The sequence below is a fragment of the Pseudoteredinibacter isoporae genome, from assembly GCF_011602085.1.
GTDB lineage: Bacteria > Pseudomonadota > Gammaproteobacteria > Pseudomonadales > Cellvibrionaceae > Pseudoteredinibacter > Pseudoteredinibacter isoporae.
On record NZ_JAAONY010000002.1, the window covers coordinates 1,755,841 to 1,775,757 of the forward strand.

The window sequence follows — 19,917 nt, forward strand, 5'->3', positions numbered from 1 at the left end:
TCGACGTAGTGATGCATACCAAGAAAACACCGATTAAGCCAAAAACTACTGGCACCCGGGATTGACTTCTGGTAGCTTGCACCGTTCGATTTAGGGACCCTTGAATTAAGGAAAACAGCCCCAACATGCGGGTCTGTGGAAATAAGTAGAGGCGCATGATATGCCCAGTAACAAAAAAGAGGCCACAGCTGGCTTTACCTTGAGAGGATTCGAGCCTTATAAAGAAAAGAAAGGCGAAGAATACATGAACGACAAGCAGGTCGAGCATTTTAAGGGCCTGCTGCAAGCGTGGAAAACCGAGCTCATGGAAGAAGTTGATCGCACCATGAGCCACATGAAGGATGAAGCTGCCAACTTCCCGGACCCGGCCGACCGCGCCAGCCAGGAAGAAGAATTCAGCCTGGAACTGCGCACCCGTGATCGTGAACGTAAATTGATCAAAAAGATCGACTCCACGATGGAGCGCATCGAGAATGATGACTACGGCTTTTGCGATGCATGTGGCGTAGAAATCGGCATTCGTCGTCTGGAAGCCCGCCCAACCGCTACTTTATGTGTCGACTGCAAAACTCTCGACGAAATTAAAGAAAAACAAATCGGCGGTTAAGCCAAATTCCAGTGCAGCCCCTTGCGGGCTGCATCACCCCCATGCCTACTCAATACATCGGCCGTTTCGCCCCCTCCCCCACCGGCCCGCTGCACATGGGCTCATTGCTCGCTGCATTGGCAAGTTTTCTGGAAGCCAAATCACAACAAGGCCAATGGCTGCTGCGCATCGAAGACCTCGACCCTCCCCGAGAACAAGTCGGCGCGATAGACGACATTATTCGTGCACTTGAAGCGCATGGACTGGAACACGATGGTGACATCTGTTTTCAAAGCCAGCGAAGCGAACGCTACATCGAAGTGCTTGAGCAACTTCTGGACCAGAAAAAGCTCTTTCCCTGTCGCTGCTCCCGTCAAATGCTCAGCGCCAATGGCGGCATTCACAACGGTCGCTGCGAGCATGCCCATATCCCGCTGAACAGTCCAAACTGGGCATGGCGGATCTCCTATGAAGATCGACAGATCCAATTTTCCGATACCTTGCAAGGTGAACAACAGCAATCATTGAAAAAAGACGTTGGCGATTTTGTATTACTTCGCAAAGACGGCTTGTTCGCCTATCAACTTGCTGTGGTGGTCGACGATATCGATTTCGGTGTAACGCACATCGTGCGTGGCAGCGATTTGATGGATTCCACCGCTCGCCAAATTTTTCTCTACCAAAGTCTGGGGCAAGCCCCGGTTGAATACTGCCATCTGCCACTCATCATGAATGACCAGGGCCAAAAGCTCAGTAAACAAAATCACGCGCCGGCTTTGGAACTCAATCGAGCCAGTGAAAACCTTCACGACTGCCTACAGATGCTTGGACAAGAGCCACCCTCAGATCTGCGCTATGCCAACTGTAAAACATTGTTGGCCTGGGCCGAACAACACTGGGATATACACAAGGTTCCACAAAGTCTGCCAAGAGGCGCTGGCGCCCCATAAACCTTGCACCAAGTTGTGTTTAAAAAACAGCCCGCATCCAGTACTATTCCAGCACTGTCTGCGCCTTAAGAAGGCAAAATGGCGAGTGCAAATATGATTACGATTCTACGAGCTTTGTCGGCATGAACAATCAACAACTTTTAATCGCCGTACTCATTATTGCCTACGTGTTTTCACCCACTCTGCTTAACTGGATGATCAACCCGGAAGGAAGCTGGTTGAGGCCGTATATCATATGGTTCTTTATGATCCTGGCCGCCGTATTTGTTTATCAACCCTGGCGGAAAGACGATCAACCATGACTCTCAGTGAAACCTGGGTTATCGCAGCTACTGCCGCTTACCTGTTATTTTTATTGGGCCTGCTTTTTGTCGCCGGAAAATTTCGCTGGGCAAAACGTTTAAGCCAGCACCCACTGACTCACACCCTCGCACTTGGCGTTTTTGCCAGCGCCTGGAGTCTGTATGGTTCAAGCCAACTGGCGTTGGAATACGGCTATGGTGCATTTGCGTATTACCTCGGAACGGGTACCTTATTTTTATTTGCGCCTCTGGCCCTCGCGCCCCTTGCCGAACTGTGTCGACGTTATCAATTGCAATCTCTGGCAGATTTGCTGGTCTTTCGATACCACAGTAATGGCGCCGGACAACTCGCCACCATTTTTCTCGCACTGGCACTGATGCCCTTACTGGCTGCACAGCTTCAAAGTTTGTCAGTCAGCTACGAACTGATTACCCAAGGCCAACACTTCAATGAAGACAGCTTGCGCAGCAACGATCTAGTGACATTGGGCTTTGCTACGTTTGTGTTGGCCATTAGTCTTATCGCCGCCAACAAACAGCATTATTCTCGACTGCCTTTGGTACTGGCCTTTGACACAATCGTTAAAGTTTTTGCCTTTAACGCCATTGGATTACTCGCAATCTTTTCGGTATTCGGTGGTTTGGAGCAGCTCGACACCTGGCTTCTGGAACACCCGGATAATGTCGCACTACTGTATTCACCTTTGCGGGAAACTTCTTCGCATACCTTATTATTGGTCTTTATCGCCAGCTCTCTGATTACGCCTAATTTATTTCACAGCGCGGTAATTCAGCAACCTAAAGGCAATATAAAACGCATTCTGCCCTGGGCATTTCCCACACTGCTATTGCTGTTGGCGCTACCGATCTTTCCAATTTTATGGGCGGGCTTTGAACGCGGAGTACTGACGGCTCCGGAATATTTTGCCCTGGGTCTACCCGCCTCGATGGAGCGACCAAGCTGGACACTGATTATGTTTATCGCTGGTGCTTCTGCGTCGGCAACGGCTTTGGTCACAATACTTATCAGCTTAAGTACTATGGTCGTGAATCATTGCTTGCTGCCTTTAACCGGCATCCGAAGAGGCAGCGGCCTGAGCCGTCAGTTAAAACGTTTGCAGCAGTTGGCGATTGTCGGTTTGATGGTGTTGATTCTCGGTCTTTATAGTCTGTGGCGGGGGCAGCACAGCCTGACCGAAATGGCCCTGCTAAGCTTTATTGCGGGCGCACAATTTGTTCCTGGCTTAATTGCCATTAGCTATTGGCCCAGTGGCAATCGTCAAGGTTTTCTGGCCGGCTTAAGTGCGGGTGCGGCCATTTGGTTATTTGGCCTGGCCCTGCCAACCCTGTTCAATATTAAAAGCATCAACCTGGGCTACGGTCCCCACTTGCAATTGGGACTGGAACACTGGGATACCGTTGCACTGCTGTCGCTGACCATCAACAGCATTATTTTTGCCTGGGTATCCCTGCGTAGCCAAGCCACCGCCGAAGAAATTTACAGCGCTGAACTCTGTGCCGAAAATGAGTTAAGCCAACCTATGCGCAGCAGCCTGGATGTGTTTTCCGTGCCCGATGTTGAAAAGAGATTAAGCCTGGCACTCGGCGGGGGTCCAAGCCGAGATGCCATCAACAAAGCCTTGCAGCAACTCAAAATCGATGACAACGAACGCCGCCCATATGCACTTCGACGACTACGCGATCAATTGGAAGCCAACCTCAGTGGCATTCTCGGGGTTAACATGGCCCAGGACATTATCAACAAGCACATTCCCCTGAGAAAACACAAAAGCTCTTCGACGGACGTCACCCTGATGGAGGAACGTCTGGCCCAAAATCAAAACGAGTTGCTGGGTTTGCCCGCCGAACTCAACAAGCTCAGGCTTTACCATCGCCAGACCTTGCAGGAACTGCCCATGGCAGTTTGTTCCATTGGCCAGGATCTGGAATTCGTTCTGTGGAATAAAGCCATGGATGCCCTGACTCGCCTGCCGGGCAAGCAGATTAATGGCTCTCACCTGGATGAGCTGCCACCTCCCTGGGGGCCAGTGATTCGAAATTTTTACCACAGTGGCGATGAGCACTGGGCCAATCAGGAAGTGCAAATTGGTGATATCCCCCACTGGATCAGTCTTCACAAAGCCAAGGTACAAACCCCCATGGAGGGACGCTCTCAAGGTACCGTGATCCTGTTGGAAGACGTTACCGAAACCCATCGACTGGAACAGGAGCTGATGCACAATGAGCGTCTGGCATCAGTGGGGCGCCTTGCTGCAGGTGTTGCCCATGAAATCGGCAACCCGGTAACGGGCATTGCCTGCCTCGCGCAAAACCTGCGTTATGAGTCGGAGCCTGAAGATACCCAGGACACAGTCGACCAGATTCTGTCACAAACCGACCGCATTACCCGCATCGTGCAATCTTTGGTGAACTTCTCCCATACCGGCCAGGCCGATCAAAGCCAGCTGCAAAACATCCATATTCACGAATGTGTTGAAGAAGCCATTCATCTGCTGAAACTCCACACGGAAAAGCCCGACCTGCAATTTGTGAATACCGTTCCACAGGACGCTCAAATTCAGGGGGACAGCCAGAGACTGATTCAAGTCTTCATCAATCTGCTGAGCAATGCCCGCGATGCCAGTCCGGAAGACGGCGTGGTGACTATTGATGCCGAACAAAACCAACAACAGCTGATACTTAGGGTAACGGATCAGGGACCAGGTATTTCCAGCGCCATCATGGATCGCATTTTAGAGCCCTTCTTCACCACTAAAGACCCCGGAGAGGGCACAGGACTAGGCCTGGCAATGGTCTTCAGCATTATGGAAGAGCATTCTGGCAGCGTGGAAATTCACAATCTGGGTCCGGAAAGTACCCCTTCAGGCGCGCAATTCATCTTAAAATTTCCTCTTAAGCCTTGAATCTGAGCGCCATGAAGGTAACACTAGCGAATTAAGTAACAGTAACACTGATCGACCGAGCAGCTAAGTTATGAGCAACATTTTGATTGTTGAAGATGAGGCCATCATCCGCACCGCATTACGCAAATTGCTGGAGCGCCATAAATATACCGTTAACGAAGCCAGCTCAGTCAAAGAAGCCACGACCAAATACAAGCTCACCAACTTCGAACTTATCATCAGTGACTTACGCCTGCCCGGTGGCCCGGGTACCGATTTGATTCAGCTGGCAGGAGATATTCCCGTCCTGATTATGACCAGCTATGCGAGCCTTCGCTCGGCGGTCGATTCCATGCGAATGGGCGCCGTGGACTATATCGCCAAGCCCTTTGATCACGATGAAATGCTGGCCTCGGTTCGCCGAGCCATCGGTAAGGCCAATGCCGCCGCCAAAGCCCTCAGCAAATCAAAATCATCCAGCCAGGCGATTGCCGGCATGATTGGCAACAGCCAGGTCATGAAAACCCTCTACAACCGCATTCATAAAGTCGCGCCCACCGATGCCACTGTCTTGGTGCACGGTGAAACCGGTACCGGTAAAGAACTGGCCGCCAAGGCAATTCATCAGGAAAGCCCTCGCGCTCAAAACCCGCTGATCAGCGTGAATTGCGCAGCCATTCCTGAAACGCTGATTGAATCCGAGCTGTTTGGCCATGAGAAAGGCGCTTTTACCGGTGCAGACAGCCACCGAGAAGGCTTGATCGCAGCAGCCGACGGCGGCACTTTGTTTCTGGATGAAATTGGTGAGCTGCCCCTGGAAGCTCAGGCTCGCTTGCTCCGAGTCTTACAAGAAGGTGAAGTGCGGCCCATTGGCTCGATAGAGTCCCAAAAGGTGGATGTTCGCCTCGTTGCGGCTACCCACCGGGATCTGCGGAAGCTGTCTGATGAAGGCCGCTTCCGACAGGATCTGTATTTTCGAATCAACGTGTTGCAGTTAAACCTGCCGCCCCTGCGAGAGCGTGGTAAAGATGTCGTCGCACTGGCAGAACATATGCTGGGCCGCTATTGCGAGTCTTTCAAAAAGCCATTGCTACGCCTGAGCCCGGAAGCCATCCAGGCGATCACAACCTACACCTGGCCGGGCAATGTGCGTGAAATGGAAAACGCGATTCAGCGCAGTGTGATTCTCTGTGAAGATGAAAGCGAAATTTCCCACGATCTGCTTGGCATTGACCTCGATCTGGTGGAAATTGACGACCCCACCGATCTGAAAATCATCCAATCCACCCTGCAAGCTCGCAAACCATCGCAAGAACCCGCTGAAGACCTGTCTCTGGAAGACTACTTCCAACGCTTTGTTCTCGAACATCAAGATACAATGAGTGAAACCGAACTGGCACGTAAGCTTGGGGTCAGTCGCAAATGCCTATGGGAGCGACGTCAGCGCCTGGGCATTCCGCGTAAAAAAGCCAACCAGCAAGCTGCCAAGTAAAACGATCGCCTGCCAAAAGCGCCACCTAAAAACAATTTCATCGGATCTATCAGGCACATACCCTGGCCCTTTCCATTTATGTGGAAACGAATGCCCTTGCTCAATTTTTAAGTCAATTGACCCAATAAAATTCCGGGAAGCGCTCGTTTTTCAGCCAAATCCTCTGAGCGCTACCAGAAATTGACGAAAAAGTTCCCCGAACTAGACTAAAGTGTTACCTGTTTTCGCCGAGATGTAACAATCAACGAGGCTTTAGGTAACGAATCCGAGTAGCAAACAATTTAAATTTTGCAAGGAATTTTCCTAAGCCGTTGTTTTAAAAGCAATTTTCACTTTTGGCACGGTAAGTGCTTTTATAGTCGCCACATAACAACAACAAATAATAAAAATAAATCAACAGCAACAATAATAATAACGATAGTTAATATGCATGGTTAATGCATAAACAATTACAGTAGTGACCATATTGATACTGCTGACCTCTAAAAATAAGCACAACAACAAAAAATAACAATAACAAGCGTAAAACTGACTGACTGCACTGGACAGGGTTTGCCAGAAAAGCAAGTTGCTAATGGGGGCAGGGATTAGCCCCGCTAATAACAATAACGAGGTATTCGTTAATCAATTACCATCTTGCTTGAACGGGAAGTTTTTACTTCCCGTTTTGCTATCTGCTTGTTTTATTTCCCACTTACCCCAAATTCTTCAGGTGCTACCGATATTCCCCAAAATGGGCCTGGCGGAATAACCATGTTACACTTCGCCCCATTCTAAAAACGCAATATCAAGCTTGCCCGAGAGCAGCCCCTTATTGCCCAATATAGCCGAGAATCTGGCCCTGCCCTGCTGACATTATGTTTACACGCGTTATCCGCTCTATTAATAATCTCTTCAAGTCTCCCAATCATTTTGAATATCCTGAAGAGGCTCGGGTTATCCCGCGCGATCAACACAGCATTTCACGCAAGCAGATTAGCCGCAGCGCTCTGAAGGTCATGAAAATCCTCAACGAGGGCGGCTTTGAAGCTTATCTGGTAGGCGGAGGTGTGCGCGATACGCTACTGGGTGGCAATCCCAAAGACTTTGATGTGGCGACAGACGCGACACCTGAACAGGTTCGCAAACTGTTTCGCAGTGCCCGCATTATCGGCCGTCGATTCCGTATTGTTCATGTTCGCTTTGGCCGTGAAATCATTGAAGTCACCACCTTCAGGGCCAATCATGATAGCGCCGCTAACAGCACTGAATCGCGCCAATCCAAAGAAGGCATGTTGTTGCGGGATAATGTTTTCGGCGATTTACGCTCGGATGCCCTGCGCCGGGATTTCACCGTTAACGCGCTGTACTATTCCCTTGATGGCTTTACGCTGCACGATTACACCGATGGCATGAGCGATCTGGAAAACCGCCTTATCCGAATGATTGGCGATCCTCAGACTCGTTATCAGGAAGACCCGGTTCGCTTACTCAGGGCTGCCCGTTTTGCCGCCAAGCTCGATTTTGATATTGAGCCCAATACGGCCGCACCTATTAAAGAACTCGCGCCACTATTGGAAAATATTTCCTCAGCCCGCTTGTTTGATGAATGCCTGAAGTTGTTTTTAGGTGGCTACGCGACAGCGACCTTCAAGCGCCTGTGTGAATACGAGCTTCTAACGCCTTTGTTTCCTGCAACCGCCAAACGCCTGCAGGATGGTGAAAGTATTGACCAGGCCTTGCTCGAAAGAGTGATGCAAAACACTGACCGTCGTCTGGCCAATGAACAAAGAGTGACACCGGCCTTTATTCTGGCAGCCTTATTGTGGGGCCCTCTCCAGGATGCACTCGCACAGCAGGACAGCAAAAGCCCGCCGGCGATGCGTATGCACAAAGCATCCCAGCAAGTTATTGATGCCCAGTTGAAGCATACCGCCATTCCGAAACGCTTTTTGATTACCATGCGTGAAATCTGGGACTTACAGGGCCGCCTGCCTATGCGCTCCGGCAAACGCGCGCTGCGCCTGATGGAACACAAACGCTTCAGAGCCGCCTATGACTTTCTGCTGTTGAGGGAAGCCGCTGGAGAGGACTGCCAGGGCCTGGGATGCTGGTGGACCGAATTCCAGGATGCGACAGAAGAACGCCAAACCGAAATGCTTGAAGCGCTGCCCAAACCCAAGCGCCCCAGAAGAAGGCGCCGCAAACCCAGCGGCAACAGTGACAAACCTGCCTCATGATCGCAGCCTATATTGGACTCGGTGGCAATCAAGGAGACACGCAGAGTAATCTGCGAATGGCCCTGAAATTGATCGATGACAATCAGAAATGCAAAGTCATCAAGTGTTCCAGCTGGTATTGCAGTAAAGCCCTGACGCTCGACGATGAGGAACAGGCAGATTATTTAAATGCGGTGTGCGAAATTTCAACAGAGTTGGACGCCGAAGCGCTTCTCGATCTGCTGCAATCCATAGAACACGAACTTGGGCGGGTACGAGAGAAACGCTGGGGCGCACGTACCGTCGATCTGGATATCCTGCTGTATGGCAATACCGATATAAACAGTGAACGTCTCACCGTCCCCCACCCCCAGATGCAGCATCGAAACTTTGTCATACTGCCTTTACTGGAAATTAACAGCGAACTTGAAATTCCATCAATTGGATCTTTAAAAGTCCTGGCAAAGGCATTAGGCTGGGAAGGGCTGCAACGCCTGAACGAGGAGACTTTATGAGTCATGCAGACGACATTTCTCGCCGTCTAGTCGCGATTGAAGGACCAATTGGCGTGGGTAAAACCGCCTTCGCCAGCAAACTCGCTCAGCATTTGGGCGCAAGTACTCTTTTAGATAATACCGAAAGCAATCCTTTTCTATCACGCTTTTATTCCGATCCTAAATCACTTGCCTTGCAAACCCAGCTTTTCTTTTTGTTCGAACGCATTCGTCAGTTGGAAGGCTTGCAGCAAAATGATTTGTTCACAGGCAACACCATCTGCGATTTTCTTATCGATAAAGACCAACTTTTTGCCCATGTGGTACTTGATGAAGATGAATTGAAGATTTATCAGCAAGTTTTCAGTCACCTGAAATTCAAGGCACCCACTGCAGATTTGGTTGTGGTCTTACAAGCACCAGCGGAGGTGTTGTTCGAACGCATTAACCAGCGCGGTATAGAACAAGAACAAAATATCAGTCTGGAATATTTGCAACAGTTAAATGACGCCTACACCCAGTTTTTCCACCATTATCAATCTTCACCATTATTAATGGTCAATGCCAGTGACATTGATCCGGTGAACAATGACGACCACTTTTTCGAGCTGCTTGAGTACATGAAAACCATTCACTCAGGCCGACATTACTACAACCCGAACCCTACCTTGTAGAACATCGCTAAGGAGTAAATCATGCCTTATGCCAGCCCCCAAGCCGACAGCAAACTGACTTCGGCAGTCACCACCAGTACGCTGCGCAAGATGAAAGCCGATGGCGAAAAATTTATTACCGTTGCCTTGTACGATGCCCCTATGTCTGCGATGGCGCAGCGTTGTGGTGTTGAGGTACTGTTGGTTGGCGATAGCCTGGGAATGACCGTCTTAGGTTACGACAGTACCATTCCTGTCACCATGGAACAGATGATTTACCACGTTGAAGCGGTAAGACGTGGCAATGATAAATCGCTGATTATGGGCGACATGCCTTTTATGACGTATTCGACCCCGGAATTGGCCATGGAAAATGCAACTCGCATTATGCAGGCCGGCGCCCATATGGTGAAAATCGAGGGTGGAGAATGGCTGGCGCCGACAGTGAAGATGCTCGGCGAACGCGGCATCCCTGTTTGCGCCCATCTGGGATTAACGCCTCAATCAGTCAATAAGTTAGGTGGCTTTAAAGTCCAAGGGCGCAATGACGATCAAGCGGAAGCCATATTAAAAGATGCCAAACTGCTTGATGAAGCCGGTGCCGATTTATTGGTACTGGAATGTGTGCCAAGTGAATTGGCCAAACGCATCACCGAAGCCGTTTCCATGCCGGTGATTGGCATTGGTGCGGGCCGCGACACCGACGCACAAGTGTTGGTGATCAATGATATTTTGGGCCTGACTGAAAAGCCGCCCAAATTTTCCAAGAACTTTTTGATCGAAGCCGGCGATATCCCAAGTGCGCTAAACAAATACGCAGCCGACGTGAAGGCTCAAATTTTCCCTGCTGACGAGCATTGTTTTAAGTAAATCCAGATAGGGGAACCCGTCAAATACTGCAAGGGGGCAGTAACTCCCCTTGCAGCTTCACGACATAGCCATCGAGATCTTGCTCCAAACTGCGCAAGTAATTTCTGGCCTGTTCGTACTCCAAAAACTTTCCGGAATAAATCGCCATCTGGCCATTACCACGAAGTTTGCATAACAAATCCAGGTTCTGATTCTGTTTCACAAAACGGCCTTCATTGACGGCTTCTTTAAAAATAGCTAACTGAACTGTGTAAAACACTTCACCCACTTCGGGTTGCCAATCATTGGGCAAACGTCCTTCAGCATGAGATGGCTGAGCGATACTTTCCCCGCTTGATTCCTCACTTGCCCCACCGCTCAATTCTGTGGTTAAAGAAGGTTCCTGAGCCGTGTGTTGGTTTTGTTGTCGCAGCGCGAGCTGGCTTTGCTGGCGCTGATAATAAGCCGGTAATGCCGTCGCCTCCTCTTCGACCACCGAGGATGAGTGTTTCTCACGGTTTTTCTCCGGAGCTATGACATCCAGCTGTACGACATTGTTTCGTCTCTGTGTTGGCTCGTCCACACTCACCGTGTCAGAAAAGGAGGAATTATCCATCGCCGAGAGTGCCTGACTGATCGAGGAATCCCCCAAATTAATATTGGCCAGGCTTTGCAAACCTGAAATTCGAGCGCCAGGTTTAACACCGGTCTTTGTTGTCCCATCTTTACTGGAGGCGGAATTTTCTTGCACTGGTAATGGCTTTACTGTGGTCGCTACCCGATTTATCGGTGAAGCGTGTTTTTCACCTGGCAGGATCTTCGCAGGCTTTGTTTTGGAATACAAAACAATCTTCTGCTTATCCTCACAGTCATACATATCCTCTTCACTGAGCCGCAACTCATAGGCGGTCACACCTTTTCGGCCCAGCACTTGAATATGGGACCTCAACTCTTTGCGAGTCGAAAAGGCACCGCTATATGCCACAAGCTTGCCATTGCGACGAGTACGGCAGATGAAATCCACATTGGGCGCTCGCTGGATAAACTCCAAACGCTTTTCGGCACTGGCAAAGCTGGCAATTTGAGCCGTAAAGTAGCTGCTCATATAAGCAACATGATCAGGCTTTACCTTTGAAATGGAATCCGGGTGAGACAGAACAAGGCGTTCTTTTCTGGCGTCACAGCTGAACATATCTTCTTGCTTCAAACGCAGCACGTAAGCGTCATTAAAACGTGAGGCCAATTCTTGTTTTCTCTTTCTTGCTTCCGATTCGCTGCTGAAGGCACCACTGTATATCGTAAAACGACCGTTGCGACGCTGGCGACACAACATATCGTCAACTGAATGCTCGGCGACAAATTCATTCTGCCCGCCCAGCTCTTCAAAACTAGCAATCTGAACCGTGTAATAACTCGGCATAAAGCGGCCTTCTACCAAGCTATCGCCTGCAAAACTCAACGGGTCACTGGCGACTTCAGAAACCGCCAGATGACTGAAACTTTTATCCTTGTACATTTGCACCAGCCGGACACCTGGAACTTGTCGACTTTTATCAATCTGTACAACTCCGGGGCGCCAATGATCTGGGTCGAGAGCACCCACCATCACCAAAGCCGTCATAGTATCCAGAGCTTCCTGTTGCTGTGTGAACTCACCAACATAAACAAAGGCCTGATCACCCGAAAGCTGGGTTCGATGGAAAAGCGACAGTGCCTCAGGCAAATCAGGCATTTCATCGTTCACACTGAGAAGTTGAATGGAATAACGCTGGCCCGCAGCAATCTGGGCCTCGATGGAATTGCTGTCGCAGCGATAATGTTGCAAAAGGCCAGCACTCAAGCAGAAGCTTTCAGGATCCTGATTGGCCTCTTGTGAAGGGGCACTCTGTTGGGCGATTTCAGTTTCAATATCTTGCTGAGCAAAAACCTGTCCCGTAAGCGCCTGCCCAAAGAACATTGTCACCAACAGGCAGATGCCTTTCCCTAACCCCATAGCCCTTCCTAATGTTTTGGTAAGCCCTTGCATCCGGTATCGACCCAGATATGGAGAAACCTCGAACCAAACCGAGCTGTTTGGAGAACTCAGATTCAGATCAGACTTTGGAGTTTGGATTCCAAATTGATGCAGGGTTTCAAGCTTACATTATCCAATTTCACGATATAAGCGCCTAATTTATCCTGCCCGGGCAGGTCCTGCAAATGTGGAGCCGCATCTTTGTAGCTTTCAAAAACCCCATAGTAAACCACATAGGCATTTCGGCTATTTCGACGACAATACAAAGGGAATTGCTGGTACTTTTCGATGAGTTCAGCTCTGGCATCCGCCGTACGATACGCACCTAACTGAATGGTAAAAACCCGATCATACTGAGCGGCCTGCAGATCCACACTGATCAGACATGCCAACAGTATCGCTGCGAGCCCTATGTTTATTTTCAACAGCACCGTACAACCTCAATGATTATCAGGCAGTGATTGTTAAGCGTCCCAAAACTGCGGGGTATAAAAAAGCCCGCCAGCGGCGGGCTTTACTTTACTGGCTAGGTAAAGTGGCTTATTCGGCGTCGGCCTCTGGGGCAGAATCACCGGATTGGGCTTCGCCCGCTTCTGCCATCGCTTCCTTGATGGACAGCTTGATGCGACCACGCTGGTCAACATCCAGGCATTTAACCTTAACCATTTGACCTTCTTCAAGGTAATCGGTCACAGCATTCACACGCTCTTCTGCGATCTGGGAGATGTGTACCAAACCATCTTTACCCGGCAGGAAGTTAACGAATGCGCCGAAGTCCACAATGCGAACCACTTTACCTTCGTAGATAGCACCGATTTCAGCTTCAGCTGTAATAGCCTGAATCTTGTCCAGAGCCGCTTTCAGTGAATCTGCATCGTCGCTGTAGATCTTAACGGTGCCATCATCTTCGATATCGATAGAAGCGCCAGTCTCTTCAGTAAGCGCACGAATAGTCGCGCCGCCTTTACCAATGATGTCGCGAATCTTGTCCGGATCAATTTTGATGGTTTCAAAGCGAGGTGCATTGTCGTTCACTTCTTCACGAGCAGTTTCGATGACTTTGTTCATCTCACCCAGAATGTGCAAACGTGCTGCCAGAGCCTGCTCAAGCGCGATGCTCATGATCTCTTCGGTGATACCTTCGATCTTGATGTCCATCTGCAGAGCAGTAATACCGGAAGAGGTACCAGCTACTTTAAAGTCCATATCACCCAGGTGATCTTCATCGCCCAGGATGTCGGTCAGAACCGCAAAGCCTTCATCTTCTTTTACCAGACCCATAGCAATACCAGCTACAGGCGCTTTCAAAGGTACACCAGCATCCATCAATGCCAAGCTGGAACCACATACAGAGGCCATGGAGGAAGAGCCGTTGGATTCGGTAATTTCACTCACTACGCGCATGGTGTACGGGAAAGCTTCTTCGGTTGGCAGAACCGCAGCAACACCGCGACGGGCCAAACGGCCGTGACCGATTTCACGTCGACCTGTGCCGCCCATGCGACCCGCTTCACCAACAGAGTATGGAGGAAAGTTGTAGTGCAACATGAAGTTGTCACGACGCTCACCTTCCAAGGCATCGATAATCTGTGCATCGCGCGCGGAACCCAAAGTGCTCACCACAATTGCCTGGGTTTCACCACGGGTAAACAACGCAGAACCGTGAGCTTTAGGCAGTACGCCCACCTCAACTTCGATAGCACGAACGGTTTTGTTATCGCGGCCGTCAATGCGAGGCTCACCGGCAACAACGCGGGAACGTACTGTTTTCTTTTCCAGCTTGCTGAAAATAGAGCGAACTTCATCAGCACTCACGCCAGCTTCTTCATCAGCCAGAGTGTCGGCCGCTTGATCGCGTAGAGCGCCCAATGCGTTGTAACGCTCCATCTTGTCAGTAATACGGTAAGCATCACCGATACCACCACCAAACTGATCAGCCACTTTGGCGCTCAGCTCTTCGTTTACTGCAGGAGCAGTCCACTCCCAGGTTTCTTTACCGGCTTCAGCCGCCAGCTCAGCAACCGCTTGGATAACGGCTTGCAGTTCCTGGTGTGCGTACAGTACGGCGCCCAACATGATGTCTTCCGGCAATTCAGCCGCTTCAGACTCCACCATCAGTACAGCATCTTTGGTACCCGCCACAACCATGTCCAACTCGGAGCTTTCCAAATCGGCATAACTTGGGTTCAACAGGTAGCCATCTGCTTCGCTGTAACCAACGCGTGCTGCGCCGATTGGACCTGCGAAAGGAATACCGGAGATGGCCAAAGCAGCCGACGTACCGATCATGGATGCAATATCCGGATCAGTTTTCTTGTCGGTGGACATCACAGTACACACAACCTGCACTTCGTTCATAAAGCCGTTCGGGAACAGCGGACGAATTGGACGGTCGATCAAACGAGAGGTCAAAGTCTCTTTTTCAGATGGACGACCTTCGCGCTTGAAGAATCCACCAGGGATCTTGCCAGCCGCGTAGGCCTTTTCAATGTAGTGTACTGAAAGTGGGAAAAAGTCCTGGTCTTCACGAGCGCTTTTAGCACCAACAACGGTGGTCAATACGCTGGTTTCACCAATGGTTACCATAACCGCACCTGTCGCCTGACGGGCGATTCGGCCGGTTTCCAGAGTTACGGTCTCATTACCGTATTGGAATGTCTTGATTACTGGATTCACGACGTTTCCTTCTTTTATCTTCTATATATGTCTTCTCTGCCCTCGGGCCCCATTGCCAGAGGGGTTGATACAATTCGAGTACCAGCTTTTATCGGCGGGAATATATCTCCTCCCGCAAATAAGTTCTGAGCACCGAACACCGACTATGTCGGATTAACCAACCAGGCACTTTGCCCAGTCGGGAAATTCAGGATAAAGCTTGCTGATCGCTCTAGGATTCAGCAACTCTATCGAAACGAGGCCTAGTGGCCACAATTTTCAGAGGGGTAAATAAAAAAGTGCCCGCAAGCGGGCACTTCCGAAGGTCTTATCGACGCAGACCCAACTTCTTGATCAGGGCGGCGTAACGATTCAAGTCCTTACCCTTCAAGTAATCCAGCAACTTACGACGCTGGTTTACCATGCGGATCAGACCGCGGCGAGAGTGGTGATCTTGCTTGTGATCAGAAAAGTGACCTTGCAGCTTGTTAATATTGCTAGTCAACAGAGCTACTTGAACTTCTGGAGAACCAGTGTCACCTTCACCACGAGCATGTTCTTTAACAATCGCAGCTTTTTCTTGAGCACTTAGTGCCATAGTCATATCCTCGTTTAATATGCAAAAAAGTCATTCAGCCCAGCCGTGCATATTTACAGCGGGGCTAAGCCCATAAGGGCATATTGCCTTGACGATACCTCTGCCATGGCGACCAACACGAGGTTGGATTCTGTATTTTAGCCGCTTTTAGCGACTAAACCTAAATAATTAGCTGGCCAATAAGCGCTTTGGCGCCACTCGACCATCATCTGTTAACTCAGCGACGCCCAAAAAGCGCTCAGCAGAGTCAAAAACCCGCACCATATCACCTTCATCGCCCAGACGGTAGACCTGGGCATCCATCACCGCATTACCCTGCTTGAAGTAATAAGCCGAATCATCAGGTAAGGTCAGGCTCGGTAATTGAGCCACCGGAGCATCCACTCTTAACAAGTGGTGATCCAACTGCTCAGCCAAACCTTCACCGCGTTCCTCACTAAGCGCTTCCAGGCTGATCGCCTGAGTCTCTTCAAACGGGCCCGCCGCCATACGATGCAGAACACTGACATGGGCTCCACAACCCAGCGATTCTCCTAAATCTTCGGCGATGCTGCGAATATAAGTTCCTTTGGAACAGAACACCTCAACATCCAGTTCGGCGTATTCTTCACCGAGACGTTCTGCACTGCGGTAATCCAGCAGTTTCAATTCATAAACCGTGACCGAACGTGGCTCGCGCTCAACCACAATGCCTTGGCGGGCAAGTTTATATAAAGGCTGCCCCTGATGCTTGAGCGCCGAATACATGGACGGCACCTGCTGGATATCACCCCGGAAATTATCCAGAGCTTTGGCAATCTGCTCTTCGGTCAGACCCGATACTGAATGACGAGCGCGAACTTCGCCGTCCGAATCTCCAGTCTCGGTGCTGACCCCCAGACAAAATGTACTGCGGTAGCGCTTATCAGCATCCAACAGATATTGGGAAAATTTGGTCGCCTCACCAAAGCACAGAGGCAGCACACCCGTCGCCAGTGGATCCAAGGCGCCGGTATGCCCGGCTTTGGCAGCAAAGAACAAGCGCTTCGCCTTTTGCAGGGCGTCGTTGGAGGTCATGCCGCCATCTTTATGCAGCACCAGCACGCCATCAATCGCGCGCCCTTTAAATCGCTTACGCCCCATAACTACTCTGCGCTTTCAGGCTCGTCGCCTTTATTGGCGAGATCTTTAGCAACCGCATCATCAATCAACTTGCTCATACGGTTTCCGCTCAAAGCCGTTGAATCGTAATGAAATTGCAGACGCGGAGTAGTACGAACATCCAACTCGCGAGCGAGCTGGCTGCGCAAAAAGCCTGCGGCATTGTTGAGCGCTGTAGCGGCTTCTTCGCATTTTTCCGGATCATCTTCGCCGACAAAGGCGACATAGACTTTGGCCATGGAAAGGTCACGACTGACTTGCACATCGTTTACGTTCACCATGGGAACGCGAGGGTCGCGAACTTCAAACTGGATCAGTTGAGCCAGGCTACGCTGAATTGCATCACCCAGCCGATCGGTACGTTTAAATTCTCTTGCCATTATCAGAGCGCCAGCTTATAGCTCGCGCGCAACCTCTTTCACATCGTAAACTTCGATCTGATCACCGACTTTAACGTCGTAATCTTTAACGCCGATACCGCACTCCATGCCATTACGCACGTCTTGCACATCGTCTTTAAAACGACGCAGGGATTCCAGTTCGCCTTCAAAGATCACAACATTGTCGCGCAATACGCGAATAGGCTTGCTGCGATAAACTGTACCTTCGGTAACCATACAGCCAGCAACCTGGCCGAATTTCGGCGAGCGGAACACTTCGCGCACATCCGCGATACCCACGATTTCTTCAACACGCTCTGGCTCCAACATACCGGACAGGGCGCCTTTCACTTCGTCAATCAGCTGATAAATAATGCTGTAGTAACGAATTTCGATAGACTCTGCTTCGGCCAGGGCACGGGTTGAAGCGGCGGCACGAACATTAAAACCAATAATGATGGCACCTGTCGTCAGAGCCAGGTTAACGTCGTTTTCAGTGATTCCGCCTACACCCGAGGAAACCACATTCACTTCAACTTCTTCGTTACCCACATCAGCCAAGGCAGCGGCAATAGCTTCTAGGGAACCGCGCACATCGGTCTTCAAGACCACAGGCAAAATTTTCTTATCGGCGGCGCCCATGTTGGCAAACATATTTTCCAGCTTGGCTGCTTGCTGTCGCTGTTGACGCTCTTGCTGTGCTTTATCCGCACGCTCAGTGGCCAACTCACGAGCCTGACGCTCATCGGCAAGAACTGCGAACTCATCACCGGCGTTCGGTGCACTGTCCAGACCCAGAATCTCAACCGGAGTCGATGGGCCCGCTTCTTTCACCTGTTTGCCGTGCTCATTCACCATGGCACGAACACGACCATAGCTTTGACCGGCAAGAATCACATCACCACGCTTTAGGCCACCGCCTTGCACCAGCAAGGTTGCAACAACACCGCGGCCTTTCTCCATGCGGGATTCAACAACCACACCGCGCGCTGGAACATTAATTGGCGCTTCCAATTCAAGCAGTTCAGCTTGCAAGGAAACCGCTTCAAGTAATTCGTCAATACCCTGACCAGTATGAGCAGAAACACTAATGAACTGAGTATCACCACCCCAATCCTCTGGTACCACTTCTTTGGCAACCAGTTCATTCTTCACTCGATCCGGGTCAGCGGTCTCTTTGTCGATCTTGTTGATTGCGACAACCAGAGGCACACCCGCAGCGCGTGCGTGCTGAATGGCTTCTTCGGTTTGAGGCATCACGCCATCATCAGCCGCAACCACCAGAATAACAACGTCAGTACACTGAGCACCGCGAGCACGCATTGCGGTAAACGCAGCGTGGCCAGGTGTATCCAGAAAGGCAATTTCGCCGTGACTGGTTGGTACACGATAAGCGCCAATGTGCTGGGTAATACCACCGGCTTCGCCCGAGGTCACCTTGGTCTTGCGGATGTAATCCAGCAGAGAGGTTTTACCATGGTCAACGTGCCCCATTACAGTAACGACAGGAGAACGCGGCGCTTTTTCGCCATCGTCGGTCGACAAACTCTGCTCCAATTGGGTTTCAAGCGTGTTCTCAACTTTCTCAACGGCCTTGTGGCCCATCTCTTCTACCAGCAAAGTGGCGGTCTCACCATCGATGGACTGGTTCAAGGTCGCCATCACGCCCATTTTCATCAGCGCTTTAACAACTTCGGCGCCCTTCACTTTCATTTGCTGAGCAAGCTCAGAAACTACGATGTTCTCGCCAATTTCAACTTCGTGCACAATTTTTCCTGTTGGCCTTTTAAAGCCATGTTTATTGCTCGCCAACTTGATCGATGCGCGCTTCGCTGGCTTTCCGCCAGGCTTGGATCGGCGCGGAGATTCTTTCAGAACCGGCTCAATCTCATCATCCAATACCGACAAATCAACCTTGGGCGACTTTTTGGTGCCCGTAGGCTTTTTAACCACCTTCTTGGGCTTTTCAATGTCTTCCAGCTCCTCTTCTTCATGCTTCGCACGCTTCTTGGGAGCCTGACCGTGCTTGCCTTTTTCTTCGTCCTTACTGGCCGCTTCAATCGCAGCGCGATCGGCGGGCTGGGAATCAGATTTCGCTTGTTTAGCACCGTCTTGTTTTTTCTTCTGGGCCGCCTCTTGCTTATTACGCTGAGCTTCTTCCTCAGCTTTGCGACGGGCCTCAATTGCTGCCAGGCGTTTCTGCTCGGCTTCATCGACAAAGCTGGAAGCTTGCTCTTCCTGCTTTGGCGCTTCTTCAACAGGGGCCTCTTCTACAAGCGGCTCTGGAGTTTCAGGTTCCGCAGCGGCAACTGGCTCAGGTTTTGACTCAGGCTCAACAGCTTCAACGGCCACTTCTTCAACCGCAGGAGCCTGCTCGGTCACTTCCTGATCTTCAACGGGATCACGTTTTACATAGGTGCGTTTTTTACGCACTTCCACGTTAACGGTCTTGCGCGCAGCGCCACTACCGGTTTTTAGAGTGGTGGTCGTTTTACGCTTCAGAGTAATTTTCTTTGGCGCTTCACCGGTATCACCATGACTGCTTTTTAAAAAAGCCAATAGGGTCTGCTTTTCTTCATCAGTCACTGTCTGCTCGGCAGACGTCTGTTGCAAACCTGCATCTTTCATTTGAGAGAGGAGCCTCTCAACTGAGGCACCTACGGATTTGGCAAGTTCGCTTACTGTTACTTCAGCCATTATCTT

Annotated in this window: 16 protein-coding genes; 9 read left to right on the forward strand and 7 right to left on the reverse strand. The window is 50.4% G+C overall.

The genetic code is table 11. The features are described from left to right. Positions 1 to 160 precede the first annotated feature (160 nt). The 9 genes from dksA to panB all read left to right on the forward strand — a co-directional run bounded on the left by dksA (position 161) and on the right by panB (position 10,448). On the forward strand, positions 161 to 607 hold the full coding sequence (dksA, locus tag G8768_RS16165) for an RNA polymerase-binding protein DksA (protein WP_166843211.1): 447 nt from the start codon (positions 161 to 163) through the stop codon (positions 605 to 607). A gap of 41 nt (positions 608 to 648) precedes the next feature. Then, positions 649 to 1,536, forward strand: a complete 888-nt coding sequence (gluQRS, locus tag G8768_RS16170; RefSeq protein ID WP_166843210.1) for a tRNA glutamyl-Q(34) synthetase GluQRS — start codon at positions 649 to 651, stop codon at positions 1,534 to 1,536. Positions 1,537 to 1,658: 122 nt separating this feature from the next. Beyond that, the gene (locus tag G8768_RS16175; RefSeq protein WP_166843209.1) at positions 1,659 to 1,838 is read left to right on the forward strand and encodes a hypothetical protein; all 180 of its coding nucleotides are present in this window, start codon (positions 1,659 to 1,661) and stop codon (positions 1,836 to 1,838) included. Continuing rightward, complete coding sequence (locus G8768_RS16180; RefSeq protein ID WP_166843208.1) at positions 1,835 to 4,762, forward strand: ATP-binding protein; 2,928 nt, start codon at positions 1,835 to 1,837, stop codon at positions 4,760 to 4,762. Before G8768_RS16175 ends, G8768_RS16180 begins: the two co-directional genes overlap by 4 nt. Positions 4,763 to 4,832: 70 nt before the next feature. Beyond that, positions 4,833 to 6,233 carry a sigma-54-dependent transcriptional regulator gene (locus G8768_RS16185; protein ID WP_166843207.1) on the forward strand — a complete coding sequence of 467 codons (1,401 nt, stop codon included), beginning with the start codon at positions 4,833 to 4,835 and terminating at the stop codon, positions 6,231 to 6,233. Between the two features lie 857 nt (positions 6,234 to 7,090). Continuing rightward, positions 7,091 to 8,452, forward strand: a complete 1,362-nt coding sequence (gene pcnB / locus G8768_RS16190; protein ID WP_166843206.1) for a polynucleotide adenylyltransferase PcnB — start codon at positions 7,091 to 7,093, stop codon at positions 8,450 to 8,452. Then, on the forward strand, positions 8,449 to 8,946 hold the full coding sequence (gene folK, locus G8768_RS16195; RefSeq protein WP_166843205.1) for a 2-amino-4-hydroxy-6-hydroxymethyldihydropteridine diphosphokinase: 498 nt from the start codon (positions 8,449 to 8,451) through the stop codon (positions 8,944 to 8,946). The genes pcnB and folK overlap by 4 nt, the downstream gene beginning before the upstream one ends. Beyond that, a complete protein-coding gene (locus tag G8768_RS16200) occupies positions 8,943 to 9,599 on the forward strand; it encodes a deoxynucleoside kinase (protein WP_166843204.1) in 657 nt (218 codons plus the stop codon). The genes folK and G8768_RS16200 overlap by 4 nt, the downstream gene beginning before the upstream one ends. A gap of 21 nt (positions 9,600 to 9,620) precedes the next feature. Further along, positions 9,621 to 10,448, forward strand: coding sequence for a 3-methyl-2-oxobutanoate hydroxymethyltransferase (gene panB / locus G8768_RS16205; RefSeq protein WP_166843203.1), 828 nt, complete (start codon positions 9,621 to 9,623; stop codon positions 10,446 to 10,448). Between the two features lie 19 nt (positions 10,449 to 10,467). Here panB and G8768_RS16210 read toward each other — a convergent pair whose 3' ends face one another. The 7 genes from G8768_RS16210 to infB form a co-directional block, all read right to left on the reverse strand. Next, positions 10,468 to 12,420 carry an SPOR domain-containing protein gene (locus tag G8768_RS16210; RefSeq protein WP_166843202.1) on the reverse strand — a complete coding sequence of 651 codons (1,953 nt, stop codon included), beginning with the start codon at positions 12,418 to 12,420 and terminating at the stop codon, positions 10,468 to 10,470. Positions 12,421 to 12,515: 95 nt separating this feature from the next. Further along, positions 12,516 to 12,872 carry an SPOR domain-containing protein gene (locus G8768_RS16215; protein WP_166843201.1) on the reverse strand — a complete coding sequence of 119 codons (357 nt, stop codon included), beginning with the start codon at positions 12,870 to 12,872 and terminating at the stop codon, positions 12,516 to 12,518. Between the two features lie 109 nt (positions 12,873 to 12,981). Next, positions 12,982 to 15,117 (reverse strand): polyribonucleotide nucleotidyltransferase, encoded by a 2,136-nt coding sequence (gene pnp / locus G8768_RS16220; protein ID WP_166843200.1) that lies wholly within the window; start codon positions 15,115 to 15,117, stop codon positions 12,982 to 12,984. A 307-nt stretch (positions 15,118 to 15,424) separates the two neighbouring features. After that, positions 15,425 to 15,694 carry a 30S ribosomal protein S15 gene (gene rpsO / locus G8768_RS16225; protein WP_166843199.1) on the reverse strand — a complete coding sequence of 90 codons (270 nt, stop codon included), beginning with the start codon at positions 15,692 to 15,694 and terminating at the stop codon, positions 15,425 to 15,427. Positions 15,695 to 15,862: 168 nt separating this feature from the next. After that, positions 15,863 to 16,816 (reverse strand): tRNA pseudouridine(55) synthase TruB, encoded by a 954-nt coding sequence (truB, locus tag G8768_RS16230; protein ID WP_166843198.1) that lies wholly within the window; start codon positions 16,814 to 16,816, stop codon positions 15,863 to 15,865. Positions 16,817 to 16,818: 2 nt separating this feature from the next. Then, positions 16,819 to 17,214, reverse strand: coding sequence for a 30S ribosome-binding factor RbfA (gene rbfA / locus G8768_RS16235; RefSeq protein WP_166843197.1), 396 nt, complete (start codon positions 17,212 to 17,214; stop codon positions 16,819 to 16,821). 15 nt (positions 17,215 to 17,229) lie between these two features. After that, positions 17,230 to 19,911 (reverse strand): translation initiation factor IF-2, encoded by a 2,682-nt coding sequence (gene infB / locus G8768_RS16240; protein ID WP_166843196.1) that lies wholly within the window; start codon positions 19,909 to 19,911, stop codon positions 17,230 to 17,232. Positions 19,912 to 19,917: the final 6 nt, after the last annotated feature.

Excerpts from the sequence above, each read along its gene's own strand:
- dksA (WP_166843211.1), top strand. The coding sequence starts at position 161 with ATGCCCAGTAACAAAAAAGAGGCCACAGCTGGCTTTACCTTGAGAGGA.
- gluQRS (WP_166843210.1), top strand. The coding sequence starts at position 649 with ATGCCTACTCAATACATCGGCCGTTTCGCCCCCTCCCCCACCGGCCCG.
- G8768_RS16175 (WP_166843209.1), top strand. The coding sequence starts at position 1,659 with ATGAACAATCAACAACTTTTAATCGCCGTACTCATTATTGCCTACGTG.
- G8768_RS16180 (WP_166843208.1), top strand. The coding sequence starts at position 1,835 with ATGACTCTCAGTGAAACCTGGGTTATCGCAGCTACTGCCGCTTACCTG.
- G8768_RS16185 (WP_166843207.1), top strand. The coding sequence starts at position 4,833 with ATGAGCAACATTTTGATTGTTGAAGATGAGGCCATCATCCGCACCGCA.
- pcnB (WP_166843206.1), top strand. The coding sequence starts at position 7,091 with ATGTTTACACGCGTTATCCGCTCTATTAATAATCTCTTCAAGTCTCCC.
- folK (WP_166843205.1), top strand. The coding sequence starts at position 8,449 with ATGATCGCAGCCTATATTGGACTCGGTGGCAATCAAGGAGACACGCAG.
- G8768_RS16200 (WP_166843204.1), top strand. The coding sequence starts at position 8,943 with ATGAGTCATGCAGACGACATTTCTCGCCGTCTAGTCGCGATTGAAGGA.
- panB (WP_166843203.1), top strand. The coding sequence starts at position 9,621 with ATGCCTTATGCCAGCCCCCAAGCCGACAGCAAACTGACTTCGGCAGTC.
- G8768_RS16210 (WP_166843202.1), bottom strand. The coding sequence starts at position 12,420 with ATGGGGTTAGGGAAAGGCATCTGCCTGTTGGTGACAATGTTCTTTGGG.
- rpsO (WP_166843199.1), bottom strand. The coding sequence starts at position 15,694 with ATGGCACTAAGTGCTCAAGAAAAAGCTGCGATTGTTAAAGAACATGCT.
- truB (WP_166843198.1), bottom strand. The coding sequence starts at position 16,816 with ATGGGGCGTAAGCGATTTAAAGGGCGCGCGATTGATGGCGTGCTGGTG.
- rbfA (WP_166843197.1), bottom strand. The coding sequence starts at position 17,214 with ATGGCAAGAGAATTTAAACGTACCGATCGGCTGGGTGATGCAATTCAG.
- infB (WP_166843196.1), bottom strand. The coding sequence starts at position 19,911 with ATGGCTGAAGTAACAGTAAGCGAACTTGCCAAATCCGTAGGTGCCTCA.